Origin of the sequence: Leptospira perdikensis (genome assembly GCF_004769575.1) — a bacterium.
Lineage (GTDB): Bacteria > Spirochaetota > Leptospiria > Leptospirales > Leptospiraceae > Leptospira_A > Leptospira_A perdikensis.
This window is the reverse complement of the sequence record NZ_RQGA01000013.1, coordinates 307,069-323,107: the sequence shown is the minus strand read 5'-3', so window position 1 is coordinate 323,107 and position 16,039 is coordinate 307,069. Positions and strand designations below refer to the sequence as shown.

Annotated in this window: 18 protein-coding genes and 1 tRNA gene; 10 read left to right on the top strand and 9 right to left on the bottom strand. The window is 38.2% G+C overall.

The window, feature by feature from the left end; genetic code table 11:
• The first annotated feature begins 43 nt into the window (after positions 1-43).
• Positions 44-115: transfer RNA gene (locus tag EHQ49_RS12505), tRNA-Pro, on the top strand.
• 80 nt (positions 116-195) lie between these two features.
• Here EHQ49_RS12505 and EHQ49_RS12500 read toward each other — a convergent pair.
• Complete coding sequence (locus tag EHQ49_RS12500; protein ID WP_135579928.1) at positions 196-486, bottom strand: LIMLP_16025 family protein; 291 nt, start codon at positions 484-486, stop codon at positions 196-198.
• A 44-nt stretch (positions 487-530) separates the two neighbouring features.
• On the opposite strand from EHQ49_RS12500, the gene EHQ49_RS12495 reads away from it, so the two are divergent.
• From EHQ49_RS12495 to EHQ49_RS12485, 3 genes are all read left to right on the top strand, one after another.
• A complete protein-coding gene (locus EHQ49_RS12495) occupies positions 531-1,625 on the top strand; it encodes an arylesterase (protein WP_208732212.1) in 1,095 nt (364 codons plus the stop codon).
• 132 nt (positions 1,626-1,757) lie between these two features.
• Positions 1,758-2,612 (top strand): DMT family transporter, encoded by an 855-nt coding sequence (locus EHQ49_RS12490; RefSeq protein ID WP_135579926.1) that lies wholly within the window; start codon positions 1,758-1,760, stop codon positions 2,610-2,612.
• 74 nt (positions 2,613-2,686) lie between these two features.
• Positions 2,687-3,160, top strand: a complete 474-nt coding sequence (locus EHQ49_RS12485) for a DUF1697 domain-containing protein (RefSeq protein ID WP_244241472.1) — start codon at positions 2,687-2,689, stop codon at positions 3,158-3,160.
• 31 nt (positions 3,161-3,191) lie between these two features.
• On the opposite strand, the gene EHQ49_RS12480 is transcribed toward EHQ49_RS12485, so the two are convergent.
• Both EHQ49_RS12480 and EHQ49_RS12475 read right to left on the bottom strand, forming a co-directional pair.
• The gene (locus EHQ49_RS12480; protein ID WP_135579922.1) at positions 3,192-3,662 is read right to left on the bottom strand and encodes a hypothetical protein; all 471 of its coding nucleotides are present in this window, start codon (positions 3,660-3,662) and stop codon (positions 3,192-3,194) included.
• Position 3,663: 1 nt separating this feature from the next.
• Complete coding sequence (locus EHQ49_RS12475) at positions 3,664-4,254, bottom strand: TetR/AcrR family transcriptional regulator (RefSeq protein WP_135579920.1); 591 nt, start codon at positions 4,252-4,254, stop codon at positions 3,664-3,666.
• Positions 4,255-4,393: 139 nt separating this feature from the next.
• Here EHQ49_RS12475 and EHQ49_RS12470 point away from each other — a divergent pair, with 139 nt between their 5' ends.
• Positions 4,394-5,143, top strand: coding sequence for an SDR family oxidoreductase (locus tag EHQ49_RS12470; RefSeq protein ID WP_208732222.1), 750 nt, complete (start codon positions 4,394-4,396; stop codon positions 5,141-5,143).
• Here EHQ49_RS12470 and EHQ49_RS12465 read toward each other — a convergent pair.
• A complete protein-coding gene (locus tag EHQ49_RS12465; RefSeq protein WP_135579916.1) occupies positions 5,135-5,611 on the bottom strand; it encodes a crossover junction endodeoxyribonuclease RuvC in 477 nt (158 codons plus the stop codon). The two genes, EHQ49_RS12470 and EHQ49_RS12465, sit on opposite strands and share 9 nt — an antisense overlap.
• A 132-nt stretch (positions 5,612-5,743) precedes the next feature.
• On the opposite strand from EHQ49_RS12465, the gene EHQ49_RS12460 reads away from it, so the two are divergent.
• The 4 genes from EHQ49_RS12460 to EHQ49_RS12445 all read left to right on the top strand — a co-directional run bounded on the left by EHQ49_RS12460 (position 5,744) and on the right by EHQ49_RS12445 (position 9,570).
• Entirely contained in the window at positions 5,744-7,420 is a 1,677-nt protein-coding gene (locus tag EHQ49_RS12460; protein ID WP_135579915.1) for an acyl-CoA dehydrogenase family protein, read from the top strand.
• Positions 7,421-7,616: 196 nt separating this feature from the next.
• Positions 7,617-7,967 carry a bleomycin resistance protein gene (locus EHQ49_RS12455; RefSeq protein WP_135579913.1) on the top strand — a complete coding sequence of 117 codons (351 nt, stop codon included), beginning with the start codon at positions 7,617-7,619 and terminating at the stop codon, positions 7,965-7,967.
• Positions 7,968-8,114: 147 nt separating this feature from the next.
• Complete coding sequence (locus EHQ49_RS12450) at positions 8,115-8,897, top strand: hypothetical protein (protein ID WP_135579911.1); 783 nt, start codon at positions 8,115-8,117, stop codon at positions 8,895-8,897.
• 16 nt (positions 8,898-8,913) lie between these two features.
• Positions 8,914-9,570: a hypothetical protein gene (locus EHQ49_RS12445; protein ID WP_135579909.1), complete on the top strand. Its 657-nt coding sequence runs from the start codon at positions 8,914-8,916 to the stop codon at positions 9,568-9,570.
• Between the two features lie 70 nt (positions 9,571-9,640).
• On the opposite strand, the gene EHQ49_RS12440 is transcribed toward EHQ49_RS12445, so the two are convergent.
• The 3 genes from EHQ49_RS12440 to EHQ49_RS12430 are packed head-to-tail and all read right to left on the bottom strand — an operon-like array spanning position 9,641 to position 12,050.
• The gene (locus EHQ49_RS12440) at positions 9,641-10,315 is read right to left on the bottom strand and encodes an START domain-containing protein (RefSeq protein ID WP_135579907.1); all 675 of its coding nucleotides are present in this window, start codon (positions 10,313-10,315) and stop codon (positions 9,641-9,643) included.
• A gap of 2 nt (positions 10,316-10,317) precedes the next feature.
• Positions 10,318-11,565, bottom strand: a complete 1,248-nt coding sequence (locus tag EHQ49_RS12435; RefSeq protein ID WP_135579905.1) for a serine hydrolase domain-containing protein — start codon at positions 11,563-11,565, stop codon at positions 10,318-10,320.
• Positions 11,566-11,576: 11 nt separating this feature from the next.
• The gene (locus EHQ49_RS12430; RefSeq protein WP_135579903.1) at positions 11,577-12,050 is read right to left on the bottom strand and encodes a TIGR04452 family lipoprotein; all 474 of its coding nucleotides are present in this window, start codon (positions 12,048-12,050) and stop codon (positions 11,577-11,579) included.
• Between the two features lie 23 nt (positions 12,051-12,073).
• Here EHQ49_RS12430 and EHQ49_RS12425 point away from each other — a divergent pair, with 23 nt between their 5' ends.
• Positions 12,074-12,781 carry a class I SAM-dependent methyltransferase gene (locus EHQ49_RS12425; RefSeq protein ID WP_208732211.1) on the top strand — a complete coding sequence of 236 codons (708 nt, stop codon included), beginning with the start codon at positions 12,074-12,076 and terminating at the stop codon, positions 12,779-12,781.
• Positions 12,782-12,791: 10 nt separating this feature from the next.
• On the opposite strand, the gene EHQ49_RS12420 is transcribed toward EHQ49_RS12425, so the two are convergent.
• Positions 12,792-15,491 carry a TIM44-like domain-containing protein gene (locus EHQ49_RS12420; RefSeq protein ID WP_135579901.1) on the bottom strand — a complete coding sequence of 900 codons (2,700 nt, stop codon included), beginning with the start codon at positions 15,489-15,491 and terminating at the stop codon, positions 12,792-12,794.
• A complete protein-coding gene (locus EHQ49_RS12415) occupies positions 15,484-15,975 on the bottom strand; it encodes a TerB family tellurite resistance protein (RefSeq protein WP_135579899.1) in 492 nt (163 codons plus the stop codon). The genes EHQ49_RS12420 and EHQ49_RS12415 overlap by 8 nt, the downstream gene beginning before the upstream one ends.
• Between the last annotated feature and the right edge of the window lie 64 nt (positions 15,976-16,039).

Here is a 16,039-nt window from a genome sequence, read left to right as displayed (position 1 = left end):
ACTTGACCCGTTTTGGACCGTAAGGTTTTTGGATTTCAGAACACGGGGTGTAGCGCAGCGGTAGCGCACTTGTCTGGGGGGCAAGGGGTCGCCGGTTCAAATCCGGTCACTCCGAAGTTCAGTTTAAAAAACCCAGCAGGCCTGCAAGCAAACCTGCCGGAAGAAAATTCAGGATGGTGATATACAAAATAAAACTTAAGAAGGTTTGTTTTCGTTTCCTTCTTTGACTTTGTCTAAATACTTAACTACATTGTCTTTGAGTTCGTCAAAACGAACGATTCCCCAAGCAATACCCATTTTTACTTTTAAAGCATTGTCACTGGTGTCACTTTCGCCTTGTTCTTTTAACTTTTGAAAGTTGGTTTCGAATTTGCTTTTTTTCTCGTTTAGGTCTACGACGAGTTTCTCCCAAACTTCTTTGGAAGTCTTTACAGCGCCAATCCCAGCATTTACGATATCTTGCAGCTTGTTTTCCACATTGCTCATCGGATGTTACTCCTTATGGGTCCATTATTTTGCAGTGCACAATAATGTCTAGAAAGATTTTTCTGGAGGAATCTGAAATCCTGAACCAAAATGGTCGGATGCGCACAAAAACCTTATGGACCCTCCTTTCCCTTGCCACCCTTGTTTTCTTCATTTTGGATTGTGGTGGTCAAATTCAGGAAAAGCCAATCGCCGGTTGTGAACGAATTTCTGGAACACCTGGCCCTGAAGATTTAGATCTCATTCGAGATACGTCCACAGTCATTGTATCTTCTCACGAACGTCGGAATGGACTGAAAGATATTGGAGCTTTGTTTGAAGTTTCACTCCAGGACACCAATCAAAAGTTAGAAGCTAAAAAAATTGAAACCAATTATCCAGCAAACTTTCGTCCCCATGGCATTAGTTATGCGAAAGTGAAAGGAGTGGATACTTTAGCTGTCATCTCTCATACATTAGCAGATGAGAATCCACATACCATTGAAATTTTTGAAAGATCTAAATCGGGTAAATGGACTCACACAAAAACTTTGAGTGATCCCACTCTCACAAGCCCCAATGATATTTTTATGAACGAAGCCGGAGAAATTTTTTCTTCCAATGACAATGGAACAAGCAATGCCTTTCGTAAATATTGGGATATGATCATTCGCAGTGGGCGGGCCGACATATCTTATTATGACGGAAAATCATTTCAGGCGTTAAATGTTCCCGTGATGTTAGGGAATGGAATTTACATTCGTAAAAAAGGAAATGATGAGTTGTTATACCGATCTGTGTTTGCTGAAAAAGCCATTCGAGTTTATCAAGTGGATCGCAGTTCTGGAAAGGTCAACTTAAAGTATTTGGAATCCATTGCCATCGGTGCAGGGCCTGACAATATTTTAGAAGATGAAAATGGAATGCTTTGGCTTGCGGCCCATGATTCTACTTACAAATTCATTCGCCACGTGATGAACCGAACCAATTTAGCACCCACTCGTGTTTTTAAAATCAATCCAGAAAACAAAGAAGTCACCGAAGTGTATGCCAATGAAGGCGCTGAAATTTCTGCAGGTAGTACAGGCCTTGTTTTCAAAAACAAACTTTTGATTTCACAAGTGTTTGAAGATTTTCTTTTGGTATGTCCAAGACCATAACGAAAGATTTCTATAGATATGGATATGATGGTCTTAAGTAGGCCGTCGTATTTATGTTAAATGGGCCTTCGTTGGTTGATACTTAGCGGCAAAAGATAATATATTTCTAAACTTATAAAACCTTCCAATTCGATGTCCAAATTACGTATATTTTTCCTTACATCATTTTCATTGATTGCCTTTGCAGCAAATTCTCTTCTCTGTCGATTCGCTCTCAAAGGAACCGAAATTGATGCATCAAGTTTTACCAGTATCAGATTGTTTTCAGGAGCTATTACTCTTTGGTTATTAGTTTGTATCACTCAGAGGCAAACTACAATTTCAGGGAATTGGAAATCAGCTTTTGCCTTATTTGTATACGCTGCTTGTTTTTCTTTTGCTTATGTAGGTTTGACTGCTGCGACAGGTGCACTTTTGTTATTTGGTGCAGTTCAAATTACGATGATTGGTTTCGGAATTTGGAAGGGTGAAAGGTTAGATTTTACAAAATTTTTCGGCATTATATTGGCATTCGGAGGTCTTGTTTACTTATTACTGCCTGGGATTTCATCCCCTTCATTGTTTAGTTCAGTATTCATGATGATAGCAGGTCTTGCATGGGGTATATATTCGTTGCGTGGTGGCAGAAGTAAAAACCCAACTGCTACCACTGCCGGAAACTTTATCAGAGCTGTCCCTTTTTCCATTATATTAAATATTGTTACATTAGAAAAAATCAATATAGACAGTTATGGGTTTTTGTTTGCCGTTTTGTCCGGTGCCCTCGCTTCCGGTATGGGATATGCAGTTTGGTATTCTGTATTGCCATTTTTAAAATCCACCAAAGCTTCTGTAATACAATTAATTGTTCCCGTGATTGCGTCTTTAGGTGGAGTTATTTTTATAGCGGAGCCATTAACATTAAGAATATTTGTTTCATCATTATTCATTCTATTCGGCATTGCGCTTGTAATCTTTGATAGATTTAAAGCGACTTTAAAATCTTAGTTTTTCTATATAACACCATGAAATACATCGCACTACTCAGAGGAATCAATGTCGGGGGAAACAGAAAGGTCGAAATGAAAAAACTAAGGAGCCTTATGGAATCCTTAGGATACACGGAAGTTTCCACTTATATCAATTCAGGAAATGTTATTTTTGAATCAGAGGATGACACAAAAACCGTTTTGTTAAAAATACAAAAGAGTTTTGAAAAAGTTTTCAAATTTGAAATCCCCACCATCGTAAGAACAGAAAAGGAAATGAAAAAAATTGCAAAGGCGATTCCTGCAGAATGGCAAAACGACGCCACGCAAAGGACGGATGTTGCTTACTTGTTTCCCGAAGCCGATTCCAAAAAAATCATTGAGGAACTTCCTCTCAAAAAAGAATTTTTAGAGATTCGTTATAGCAAAGGTGCAATCATTTGGAATATCAAAAGAGAAAATGTGAACAAAAGCCAACTGGCAAAACTCATCAGTCATAAATTATACAAGGCAATGACGATACGAAATGTAAACACAGCAAGGTTTTTGGCAGGAGAAATAGAGTAAAAACAATCCTGATTCTTAATCTTTTAAATACTCAATAGAGAGCTTTAAAATTATTTCGGATCAACAACTTCCAACGGAATTGCCTCCAACGAAAAAATACACTAGCAAAGATAACAATAAAAACAGTAAGCAAACCTGCTTTGATTTCAATTCTATCTATATATGTTACTAAATTTTCATGTTTAGTTTTGCGAATCAAAATCCAGTGATCCCAAGTATTAATGAGAGAACTGTAACCATTATCTCTAAGTATGAATTCATTTTGGTTGGTTTCTTTAATTTTTTCGATAACAACAGATTGGTTTCCGAGAGGGATGATTCCAAAAAGTTTCATATCAGTTAGATATTCACCATTTTCCCAATTCTCTGGAAAACTAATTTGATTGACTGGTTCAAAAACAATTAGTGGTTTTGCGATATAATGTAATGTTTTGGAAAGTTTCGCGTAACTAGTAATCCTTTCGAAATTACTCGCCAGATGAGTTTCTATATTGATAATCATCTTAAGCCAACCCCTTCAAAACAGCTTCGATCGTATCCACTAACAACGGTTCTCTATTCTCATCGGAATGTTGTGCCACAAGTTTCGGGTGTGTGAAAGCAGTTCCCGCAGAGATCAAAATTTCTGTAATTTGGTTCACATCACGTTTTTTGATTTTCTTTTGGTTGATAGCCTCTGTGACCAAACTCGACATTTGGCTGTGCATATTGGATAAATGAGTTTGGATGAAGGGTTTGGACTCTTCTGCGGCCATATCGAATGCTTTATACAATTCAGGATCTAATTTTACTTTTTCCAATTTCATCCGGTGTAGGTTTTGAAACCAGGTGAGAATCTTTTGGATGGGGTCTCGTTTTTCTTTTATGAGCAAATCCTGTTTCTCATCCAACTTCACAAGCCAACGTTCGGAAACTGCATCGAGAAGTGCTGTTTTGTCTTGAAAATGAGAATAGAGGGCCGCGTGGCTAATTCCCATTTCTTTGGCCACATCTACCAACCGAACCTTTTCAAAACCCTTGGCCCGCATTTGGTTGATGGCGATTTCCACGGCTTTGTCTTGGATTTCCGTAGCTGTAAGACCAGTTCTTGGCATAGGGAAAGGATCGGATTTGGAACCGGGGGGTCAATTCCAAATTACAAAATGAAAAAAATGTTAGTTTTGAAACTTACGGACTTGACTTTTTGTAACTTACAAAATATTATTAATGTAAGTAGGGAAACGGTACAAATTGATGCAATTGAATGGAAATACAATCCTCATCACTGGGGGAACGAGTGGGATCGGCCTCGCTCTCGCAAAACGATTTTCGGATTTAGGAAACCAAATTTTGGTTTGCGGAACGAATGCAAAAAAGATGGAAGAGATTTCGAAATCTCATCCCAGTTGGGGGACTTATTTATTTGATATCTCTCGCCCGGAAGAGAGGGAAAAGTTGTTTGAGAAAACCACAAAAGATTTTCCAGAATTGAATGTATTATTCAACAACGCGGGTATGCAAAGGTATCCCAAACTGGGCGAAGTGGAACCTTGGGCTGACTTAGGAAAGGAGATCGATGTAAATTTGGGAGGTCCCATCCATCTTTCCATGTTATTCGCTAAACACCTGTTTGCAAAGAAAAATGCCGCGATTTTGAATACTACTTCTGGATTGTCACATATCCCTTTGGCTTATGCGCCGGTGTATAGTGCAACCAAAGCGGCTTTACATTCTTTCACATTGACATTACGATTTCAGTTTCGGAATCAACCCATTGAGGTGATTGAAGTTTCTCCACCAATGGTAGATACAGATTTAGGAATCCCTAACACACATACGGCGGGACTGAACTTAGACGAATATGCTGATGGTGTGATGGAAGGATTACGGAATGGAGATTTGGAAATCACCACTGGTTTTTCTACGGTTTCTGCGAATGCCAGTCGGGAACAAAAGAATGAAATCTTTTTGTCGATGAACGGGGCAAGGAGTGCTTCAAACTAAAGAGCGACCAACAAAGGCACAAGCGATGGCGTCCCATGAGTCATCGTGGCCTTTTAGATCTTTAAATCCCAAAATCATTTGGATCGCTGCCCGAACTTCTTTTTTGGTGGCGTTCCCCTTGGCAGAGATTCCTTTTTTGATTTGTGTGGCAGTGAGAGAGACTACAGGTATCTTTTCTTCGCCGAGCGAAAGTAAAATGACCCCGCGAGATTCTGAAACCTTCATTCCGGTCGTTGTGTTCTGAACAAAGAACAGCTCTTCCACGGCCGCAACTTCTGGTTGGAATTCGGTAAGGATGTCCATTAGTTCCTTTCGGATTTGAATCAAATTATCAGGTGAAGGAGTTTTGGGAGCCACTTCAATGGTTCCGTAAGTTAATAGTTCGGGGTTCCGGCGTAATCCTTGGGGAAAGGATAAAATTGCGTACCCCACACGGTGGGAGCCAGGGTCAATGCCGATGATTTTCAATAATTTCTTTCCTTGGTTTCCACTTTCGTCCAGTTTTGACCTCCCTTACGCAAAACCTAGTCTAAAAATGAAAATGACAAGGTACTTTCCTTCCGTATAGTGGAAGAAAACCACCGCAGGAACGTTAAACACATGACCGCAACGGCAGTGAAACTCGAAAAATCCCAGGCGGAGAAGGCTCTTAGTGCCCAAGCCGCCCTCCTCAATGAAGTTACCAAACGACTAGCTCAGAAAAATTCCGATAACGGCAAAGTATCCGTAAGCAAAATGGACAAAACACAACATGTGTTTTACCAATTGGCTTGGATGACGGCTCAACAACGTGTTGCTGAGAACTTTATCGTTTATGCTTGGGATGCTTCCAAGGGAACTGGTGAATTGGAACAAAAAATGGCCCTTACTTTTGTGGCCGAAACTGTTACTAACATTCGTTCGGAACTCGCAGCTCGTCCGGCTGAGTATGAACTGACTTACCAAGAACTATTCTCCAAACTTTTTTCTGATGAGATCAATGCTTATGTAGAAGCAGCGTCAAAAATGGAAAACTACGAAGCCATCGTAGACAAGATCGTTGATCTTGGACACTTCGGTGCTTACGGTCTTTCTGAAGACCACGAAAACTTCCGCGGAATCTTTAAAGATTTTGCTGAAAACGTAGTGGTTCCTCAAGCAGAACATGTCCATAGACATGACGATTTGATTCCGGCTGAAATCATCAATGGATTAAAAGACATGGGTTGTTTCGGACTTTGTATTCCGGAAAAATTTGGTGGTATCCAACCAGATGACCGTCCAGACAACATTTCCATGTTAGTGGTAACGGAAGAACTTTCTCGTGGATCACTCGGTGCTGCAGGATCACTCATCACAAGACCAGAAATTATGTCCAAAGCTCTCCTCAAAGGGGGAACGGACGAACAAAAAAACAAATGGTTACCACTTCTTGCATCTGGCGAAAAATTCGCTGGAATCATGGTAACAGAACCTAACTACGGTTCCGATGTTGCTGGTGTATCTGTAACAGCGAAAGAAGCAAATGGCGGATTTGTGATCAACGGTGTAAAAACCTGGTGCACATTCGCAGGTTATGCGAATCTTCTTCTTATCCTTTGCAGAACAGAATCTGATCCAAACCTCAAACACAAAGGTCTTTCTATCATTTTAGCTGAAAAACCATCTTTTGACGGCCATGAGTTCAGTTACAAACAAGAAGGTGGTGGAACAATCCAAGGGAAAGCAATCGGAACCATTGGTTACCGAGGAATGCACTCTTACGAAGTTTCTTTTGAAGATTACTTTGTTCCAAAAGAAAACCTTCTTGGTGGTGATGCTGGACGTGGTAAAGGATTCTATTTCCAAATGGAAGGATTTGCTGGTGGACGTATCCAAACAGCAGCTCGTGCCAATGGTGTGATGCAAGCAGCTCTTGAAGCAGCTCTTCGTTATTCCCAAGAACGTAAAGTATTCGCAAAACCAATTTACGATTATACTTTAACTAAGTTCAAAATTGCGAAGATGGCAATGATTGTGCAAGCAACTCGTCAGTATACTAACTATGTAGCAACACTACTCGATAACCACAAAGGTCAAATGGAAGCAACACTTGTTAAATTGTATGCATCCAAAATTGCTGAGTGGGTGACTCGTGAAGCAATGCAAATTCATGGTGGTATGGGTTATGCGGAAGAGTATCCTGTATCACGTTATTTCGTAGATGCTCGTGTATTCTCAATTTTTGAAGGTGCGGAAGAAGTAATGGCTCTTCGTGTAGTAGCGAAAGACTTACTTGACCAAGCATTAGCTTCTTAATTAGAAACTAAATTTTCTTCTCTGTTGTTAGGGTTCGCTCAAACAGCAGAGGATTTGGAAAGTAGAGGCCCGAATTTTCGGGCCTTTTTTATGCGCAGAAATCAAAGCCAAAAATTTTTTCTACAAAAGGATCCATCCAAATAGAAAAAATAAAGTTGGAAACTTTGAATCCGGGACTAGAAACTAACAGTAATCTATGATCAAAAAATCAATTCCACAACTCCCATCTTTAGATCTGCAAAAGTCCAAAAATTTTTATGAAGAGAACTTAGGGTTTAAAACTCTAAAGGAATATGATGATATTTTTTTATTAGAAAAGGATGGATTTGAACTTCATTTATGGTTATGTGATGATCCATCCATACCACAAAACTCTAGTGTTTATTATCAGGTAGATTCTATAGATTCCATGTATGTTGATTTCAAAAACAAAGGAATTGTCCATAAAAATGCTCACATTATGGATAAACCTTGGGGAATGAGAGAGTTTTATGTTGTCGATTTAGATGGCAATTTATTGAAATTTGGACAGAATATAAACATATAATTTTGTATCAACTTACAAATTTAATGTCTAATGTGAGTGATATAATCTTATCCATGTTAAGTGTAATTTCATTTTGCCGATGATTACATTGTTAGTTTCATTCGAGTTTAGAATTTTACCAATGGGAAGTTTGAAATTTAAGTAAATATGAATCTAAAGCTAGTTTCCTTTTTCATTATTTTTTTGGTTTTGAATCTTTCTTGTAAAACTCCAATGCCTGAGTTGAGTTCAGAAGCGAAAATTTCCAAAACTAAAATGATTTCCATTCGATGGACTACTACAGATTCAATTTTAGCCAAGGTATTTAATGAAATTTTTCCAGTGCCACCGGCCATTCTTTTGGATGAAAATGCGAATGTAGTTGATTTAACAACAGTTCCGCTAGCGGAACCAAATCCAGACCATGCCCCAAAACCAAAACCAGAAAAACCAATCAATCCTAACGAACTACCAAGATGGGATCGTGGATTTGAGTTATCTAATATCGACAACCTGACAATTGTCATCCGAAAAGAGAGTCAAAAACCATTTTATAGTATTGGAGCCAGTCTTCTCGCATTGACTATGTTATATTATGGAACAATGGAAACAGAAGCGGAACTAGTTTGGACATCGGGTGAAACCAATTTACATAGAATTTCATTTTTATTCACTCATGAAACCATTTGGGCCCCCATGCCATTTTATATTGGGACTATGTCGAGTATCCTTTCACCAGCTTTAAATTCCAACCGATACCCTACCGTTTTGCAAAAATATTGTAATCAAGAAAAACCAACAAAACTAAGAGAGTCATTAAATCAGTCGCAGTCAGACAACTGTAAGGAATATGAAACTTTCTTAAGGCGATTATTTCTTCAAAATTATGACAACATCCATTTGCAATTAAAGGAATGGGAAAAAAGAAACCAAGATTGGTTCCAACCATAACTAAGGAACAATCGATTTGATTCAGATAAAAAAGATTATAGCCCCGCAAATTCGTAAATTTTTTCTGATTGGATCTTTCGTCATATTCTTCGCAACTTTTCCTCTAAAAGATCTAAACTCCGTTTCTATCCCAAAAGAAAATTGGAACTTGGTGATGTATGGTGGGATTTTTACCACTACCGATTTGATCCCCATTGTGTTTCGACAAAAAACTGATTATAAAGAATCGTATATAGGAAGTTTGGGAATTTCACGACCATTTGATTACCGGATTCGATGGTTTGATTTTTTATGGGAAGGTAATGTTACCAAACATTTTGGTGAAATGAACCATTGGGAAGTGAATGGATTTTACATTGTAAAAATAGATCGTATGTACGGTTCCCCATTCAGTTTATCGTTAGGTGAAGGTTTGTCTCTCGCCTCCGAAAATCCAAAATTAGAAAATAAAGCCAAAGGATATTATCTGGATGGTTTACAAAAAGATGCCATTGAATCTAGGGCTTTACTTAACTATATGATGGTAGAATTTAGTTCTTATTTACCTTTCGAAAGAAAAACAGAAATTTTTTTACGAGTCCATCACAGATCAGGAATTTTTGGTCTCTATTGTCCGCCAGATCCCAATTGTGGATCGAATTTTGTCAGTTATGGATTTCGGACTGTATTTTGACTTCACAGACAAACTATAAATAGTTCACTGTGAAGCCCGTTACAGGTCTTCATTAAACTAAAGATAGGATTTAGTTTTTTGTTGGTTCCTTGATCCAATCAAATTTTGTATCTTTATGTTTTCCTTCTTCCACTAACTTTTGTACGTTGAGAAGTGATTCATAAGGAGTGTCCGTTAAAACCAAGTTAATCACTGATTGGGGAACAGATCCACCTGGTTCAAAATGTGCTTGGTATTCAATTTTTAGTTTTCCATTGGTTTGTGGAATGATTCGCCAAACACCTTCAAAGTTTTCCATACGAGTGACACCGGAGGGTGTAGGGCGTGCATTGGAATCAAGTCGTTTGATCTTCATAATTGTAACCAAAGTTTTTTCATTTTGTTCAAAACTTCGATCCATAATCAAATCACGATCATTGACTGGCCAAGGGGCACCATTACGTAAGTAAACCACTGATTTTTTTTCTGTACCGGAAAGCACTGTGAGTTCTTTACATTGGTGGTAAAGATTTTTACAAGAAGCGGGATCCGTGAGTAGGGCAATGATTTGAGAGATGGAAGCATCTACCTCTGTTCGGCCTAAAAATTCATCTAGATTAGAGCCTGCAAAAGGACGAGTTAAAACTTGGATTCCTTTTTTACGTTTGGACTCGGACCATTCTGGTGTCTGAGCAACAAGATTGGATATGTTAGATAGAAGGGAAACTCCTATCAATGTTAGTAGAACGAATTGTTTTTTTGTCATGGTTACTTTCCTATTTGAGTATGTATGAGTGGTCTAACAGTTTCTGCAAAGAATAATGAGGTTGATGAAGCTGGTAACAAACTCAATCCATTTTTTCTTCCGATATTATTGACTGCTAAGATGGCCATATAACTTCGATTTTTATCTACCCATGGATAAAATCCGTTGATTCCAATGCTATGAGAGATAAGGTCTTTATCACATTCTGTCGGAACTTCAGTATTCGTGCAAAATCTCCAATTTCCGAGTCCATATTGCCATTTATATCCAAATGCAGAGAATTGAGAATATCCAATCTTTGCTCCTTGGTATTGGTCTGCCAAAATTTCTGTCACCGAGGTTGTGGATAAAAAATTGGCGATGTTTGCACCTGATGCATTTTTTGCTGTTCCATTGGTAAGAAGAGCATTTAACATTCTCGCATAATGTTCTGGCGAGATGGAAAGGCCAAAGGCTCCAGACAAACTTCCATCGGTGTCTTCACTGGTTCGGTAATTACCTTTCCAAACGGCTTGACTTGAATCCCATCCTAAAGGAGTGACAATGAGTTGAGTGAAAATAGTATTCCAAGTTTTTCCACAAGATACCTCTAACATACGTTGTGCGACTGCCATATGATTGGAATTGTATTGGAACAATGCTCCCGGAGTTCCTGTCGATTGGTCCCGAATGTCGTTCACACAAGTATCTTTTTGTGTACCAGAGGCACCGACGGGTAAAGTGGAAATACAAGTGGCTTGCCCTGATCCATTCCCCCCACCTGCGTTGAGACCGGAAGTAAAGGACAATAACTGACGGAGGGTGATGGATCCTTTCGTTCCGGTCCATCCAAGAATTTCACCAGTAGTTCGACTTAAGGACAAAGTCCCTCCAGTGGCGCAAGTTCCTGTCGTAACCGTTCCGCAACTTGCATAGGTTCCACTATTAGCATTACAATCTATGGCTCTCATGGCGGTGATTGCTGTTACCCATTTGGATCCAGAAGCAATCGGTCGGTAAGTACTATAATCTAAGACAGATTGTCTCGCATAAATCCTGTTACCTGATTGGTCATAAACTTGGAAACTCGCACCTTCATCAGTGGTTTTGGCATATTGATCAAAACAAATATCGATACTAAAACAAGAGCCAACAATACCTGCCATCAATATCGATTGCGCATCTTTGTCCGTCTCAACTGATTTGAGACAATCTAGAAAAAAAGAAGACGATAAGAGTAAAATTAATAATTTAAATTGATTCGATTTCATAAAACCCTCATTTAAAAACGAATTGGTTCGATCGTAATGATTTTGCCTGTATTTACTAAATCACAGGATGCAAACTCTGGCAAAAGAATGGCATCTCGAATGACCCCGCCAGTTGTTGTTAAACCATCATAGGTACTTCCTAAAATCAAAGCTCCCTTTGTACGAATATCGGATTCACATTGTAAAACAGAGGATTCCATAAAGGATTCGTTATCTTCGATTTCTGCAAGATAGGAATAAAGAATTTTGGCTAAAACACCATTGATGAGTAGAAGAGGCGAGATGGGACCTTGCCCTCCCTTCATTCCTGATTGAGCAAGCCAAAACGCAGAAGCTGTTGATTCTGCTTCTAAAATTGCATTGGAGATTCTTTTTTTTGCTTCTGCACCTTTGATCGCACCGTAGGTAGGAATTCCTATCCCTTCCGTAAGCATACAATTTGTCAGAAAAACAAAGAAAAGGATGGATAGATAGATTTGTTTCATGAGATTTTTATCCTTAATAGAGAATGAAACGATCTGTAAACTTTTCTTTTCACCACATGGTTCGAATCCCTGAACCAGAACTTATGGAAGATCCTACTCAAGTAGAATCTTATGCTAATGCTGATTTTGAAACAGCTCATTCGTTTCTCATTCGTAAATTTCAAGATAGACTCCCCCAAAGGTTTGTACCAGAATCCATTTTGGATTTAGGTTGTGGGCCCGGGGATATGTCATCTCGCTTGTATTTACAGTTTCCGATGGCGAATTTTACGTTTCTAGATGGGTCCGAATTCATGTTAGATCTTTGTAAGAAGCGTATGGATACATTGGATTCAGAAAAAAGAAACAATAAAATTGATTTTAAAAAAGAACTCATTCAGGACTTTGTTCCCGAATCCCCTTACGATTTAGTATTTTCGAATTCTTTATTACATCATATACATGATCCATTTCAATTTTGGGGAGCGATTCAAAGATCTATTCATAACGATAGTTTTATTTTCATCTCTGATCTAATGAGACCTGATTCTCTCACTCAAACAAATCAACTAATAGAACGTTATGCGAATAATGAACCAGAAATTTTAAAAAGAGATTTTTACAATAGTTTACTGGCTGCTTATCGAATCGAAGAAGTGAAAGAAATGTTAGAAATCGTTCGTTTAGATACCAAATTGAATGTGGAGCCAGTTACTGACAGACATTGGATCTGTTATACCAAACCAAGGTAATAGTGATGATTTAAGCTGGGGATATTTCTTCTAATAACCAATCGTCTACTTTCTTTGGAATTTCTTGGTTACAAAATTCACAATGGGTTGCATCCAATTCTGGAAAGTTCGCCCCACAGTTTTGACAGCTCATTTCCGAAAAACCCAAGGAAGCCGAGCGGTTCGCTGATAAACTCAGTTTGATTCGATTTCTCCTATGTTCTGGAATCATATTTTTTTTTGAAGCTGCACTCCAACGAATTTCACAAACCATCGTTTTAGGACTGGATTCCAAGTCCCAATGGATGAGCCGGCAAGAACCGATCACTGGCAGGAACAAAATTTCCTTTCCTGGTTCACCTAACAATTGAATAGCGTTCGATGTACTTTCTCTGTCCAGAACTAAACTTTGAGGTAATGATTGGAATTGTATATACTTCCAAAAAACAGCAGAGGCTCTATCTTCTAATATTTGTTTGGAGATTTCGCCTGTGTTCATTTTTCCTTTTTCAATCGAAGTCGGTTCCCATTCGACCATTTGAGTGATCTCGGTCAAAACCCAATCTGATTCTCCAGAATTAAAAATCACACCGCAATATTGGCATTTGGTAGATTGATGTGATAGTGGTGAGTTGGCTCCACAAGAAGGACAATGATTATGAACTAAATCCATTTTTGGTTTTGTTAGGGCGGAGAGTTTCCGAGTAAAGGAATGTACTTCTTCATAGATTTTTGCAGAAGAAGAGTTGAGCTCTTTTTGGATTTTTTCTTCTTTAGTCTCAATCGAAAAGGTTTGGTCTTTAGATATACATTGCAGTTTGAGATGAATGGTTTGGTATTCCGATTCCAACTCTAAATTTAAAATTTCAACAGACAAGACTGAAAAATTTTTCATTCGATTGATTTCTTTGTCTATTTCTCGTAACAAACGCAATTGAATCGAAAACCTTTGGAATACAGAGGCTGAGAGAAAATTTCGCACAGGATCCATATTTCCTTTATCCCAAGCGAAAACAATTTGTTCCGATATGTAGATGACTTTCTTTGAAAATTCATGCCAATCAAATTCTGGATCTGCTAGTTGGATTTGTTTCAGAATGAAATTTCGATTCCTATTATATTTTCGTTTAATGTTAAATTTCGAAATAAAGTAAAAGCTAATGATGGTTGTGGTGAGACCGAGGACTCCAAGGAAAATCAAATAACCAGAATGACTACCGGAACCCGGAGAATGATAGAAAGAATTGAGAACAGCATATGATACTAAAATTGGATTGTAATTGAAAGATTTGTTCGATTCTCGCACACGAACGTAAAGATTATAGTTTGATGGAATGGTTGTAGTCCATCGGATGAGAAACCCGGACTTGTTCCATTCTGGTTGAATCGGTATCAGAATTGAATTTTGGTCTTCGTAGTTGGTACAAAACTCACAATCCCCAATCACCAATTCCACAGTGGTATTGTCTTTGTCGAGATCAGATTCGCTTTCCACCTGAATTTGAAAGGATTCCATATCCAAATTATTATTTTTTTCGAGTCCGGTAACTCGAATCCAATGTTCGGAACCTTTGTCTTTTCGATTTGATGTTTCCCCTAATGTGTTATAGGCGAATGAATAATTTATAGACTTTGTATTTTGGCTTTTTTGAAAATTGGTTAAACTCGCACTGAAAAGGTGCCAAAATGAACTATCTAGTCCTTTTAGAGCATAAGTAATTTGGTATCTTGGAGTTACCATCTGATTCCAAAATGTTTCTCCGTGTTCCCGAAACTGAAATAACCCAAATGGGATCAATAAAGGCTCAGAATTTAAGTTTTGATTGGAGATTTCGATTTCTGACTGATAATTTTGACTACCATTGTCATTTAGAAAAACATATTCTTTCAATCGGTAACCATTGTTTAGCGAATCAGAAATATTTTTAATAGTTCCAGAAAGTTTCGGATTGGATTTTGAATCAAGGGATGGTAAATCAATAAAAACCATGGAATTTATTTCTTTATCATCTTTGTTCGGTGAATAATGAAGTTCGGTATTGTTTTGGTTTTTGAGGACAGGTTCTTTTACGTATTCTGCTAATTCGGAATCAATTTTTTCTTCATACAATTGTAAATTTGGAGAAATGGTATCTGGATCCCATGAAATATCTAACAAAAAAGGAACCGAATCGTTACTTGTTTTAGTAAACCGCCAATGAATTAAGGGGAGCGTACCTAACCACTCTACGGATTGGAGAATTTTGTATTCGAGTGAGATTTTGGTTTCTGGATTGTCTTTCGGTTCTTCCCAATAAATATCTATAGAATCATAGTTATGCGAAACGCTGAAATTTTCTGGAGAAACTTTTATATCGGAGATTTCTCCATTTTCTTGGTGAAAAATCTGCGGACGTCGAATTCCTAAATTGGATTGTTTTGCAAGAATCGTAAATGATTCTTTCACTAAGGCGGACCCATCAGAATACAGATGGACTGTGATTTTGTGATCTTTGGTGTTAAAATAAAGATTAGGTGATGGGGTACTCGGAGTGGAGGAAGAGGAACTATATCCTGATTTTGTATTGGAAGAATAGGAAGATTTCGAACTGGAATAAGAAGAGGAACTGGATCGATAACTACTAGAACTGGATGACGATGAAGATCTATAAGACTCCCCCATTCCAGGTCTTGGGTCGATAGATACCGAAACTAAAATCCCAAATAGAATGAAATAAAAACCTTTAAGCAAGGTATTTCTTTTCGACCCTAACTTTGTCCATATGACTAATTTTGAGTTCGTTTGCTAAATCTTCCAAAAAATGTATTTCTTCCTGATTGAGAGCTCCATCGGATGCGACAATACAAACTGCATCTTCAAAAAAATTCAATGCGTACTCATCGTTATCGGATACCACTTTGGTGATGGTTTTCATAGGAAGGGGGTTTTCAAAGGTTTTGGAAAGGATATCCAAAACGGTTTTTTTCTGGGCTTGGAATCCGCTTAAGAGGCAACCAGGTTCAAACAGTACGTTCACCAGTTCTCCGACAATGTCCCCTTCTTTCTTTTTGAACTGGCCATCCGCATTGCAAGCATATGACCACAGACTGAGAAGGACTTTGGCATATTCAATATGAAGGTCACTTTCTATCTCCAGAGTCGATTGGATCGATTCCGGATGTCTGTCCTTGTTCCCTTTGACTTGTTTCAAATTTTGAACGATTTTCTTAGCCATAACAAACGTGAATTTTATTACTTTCGATTCTTCCGTAACTTCATTTTTTTACTCTTTTCTTGAT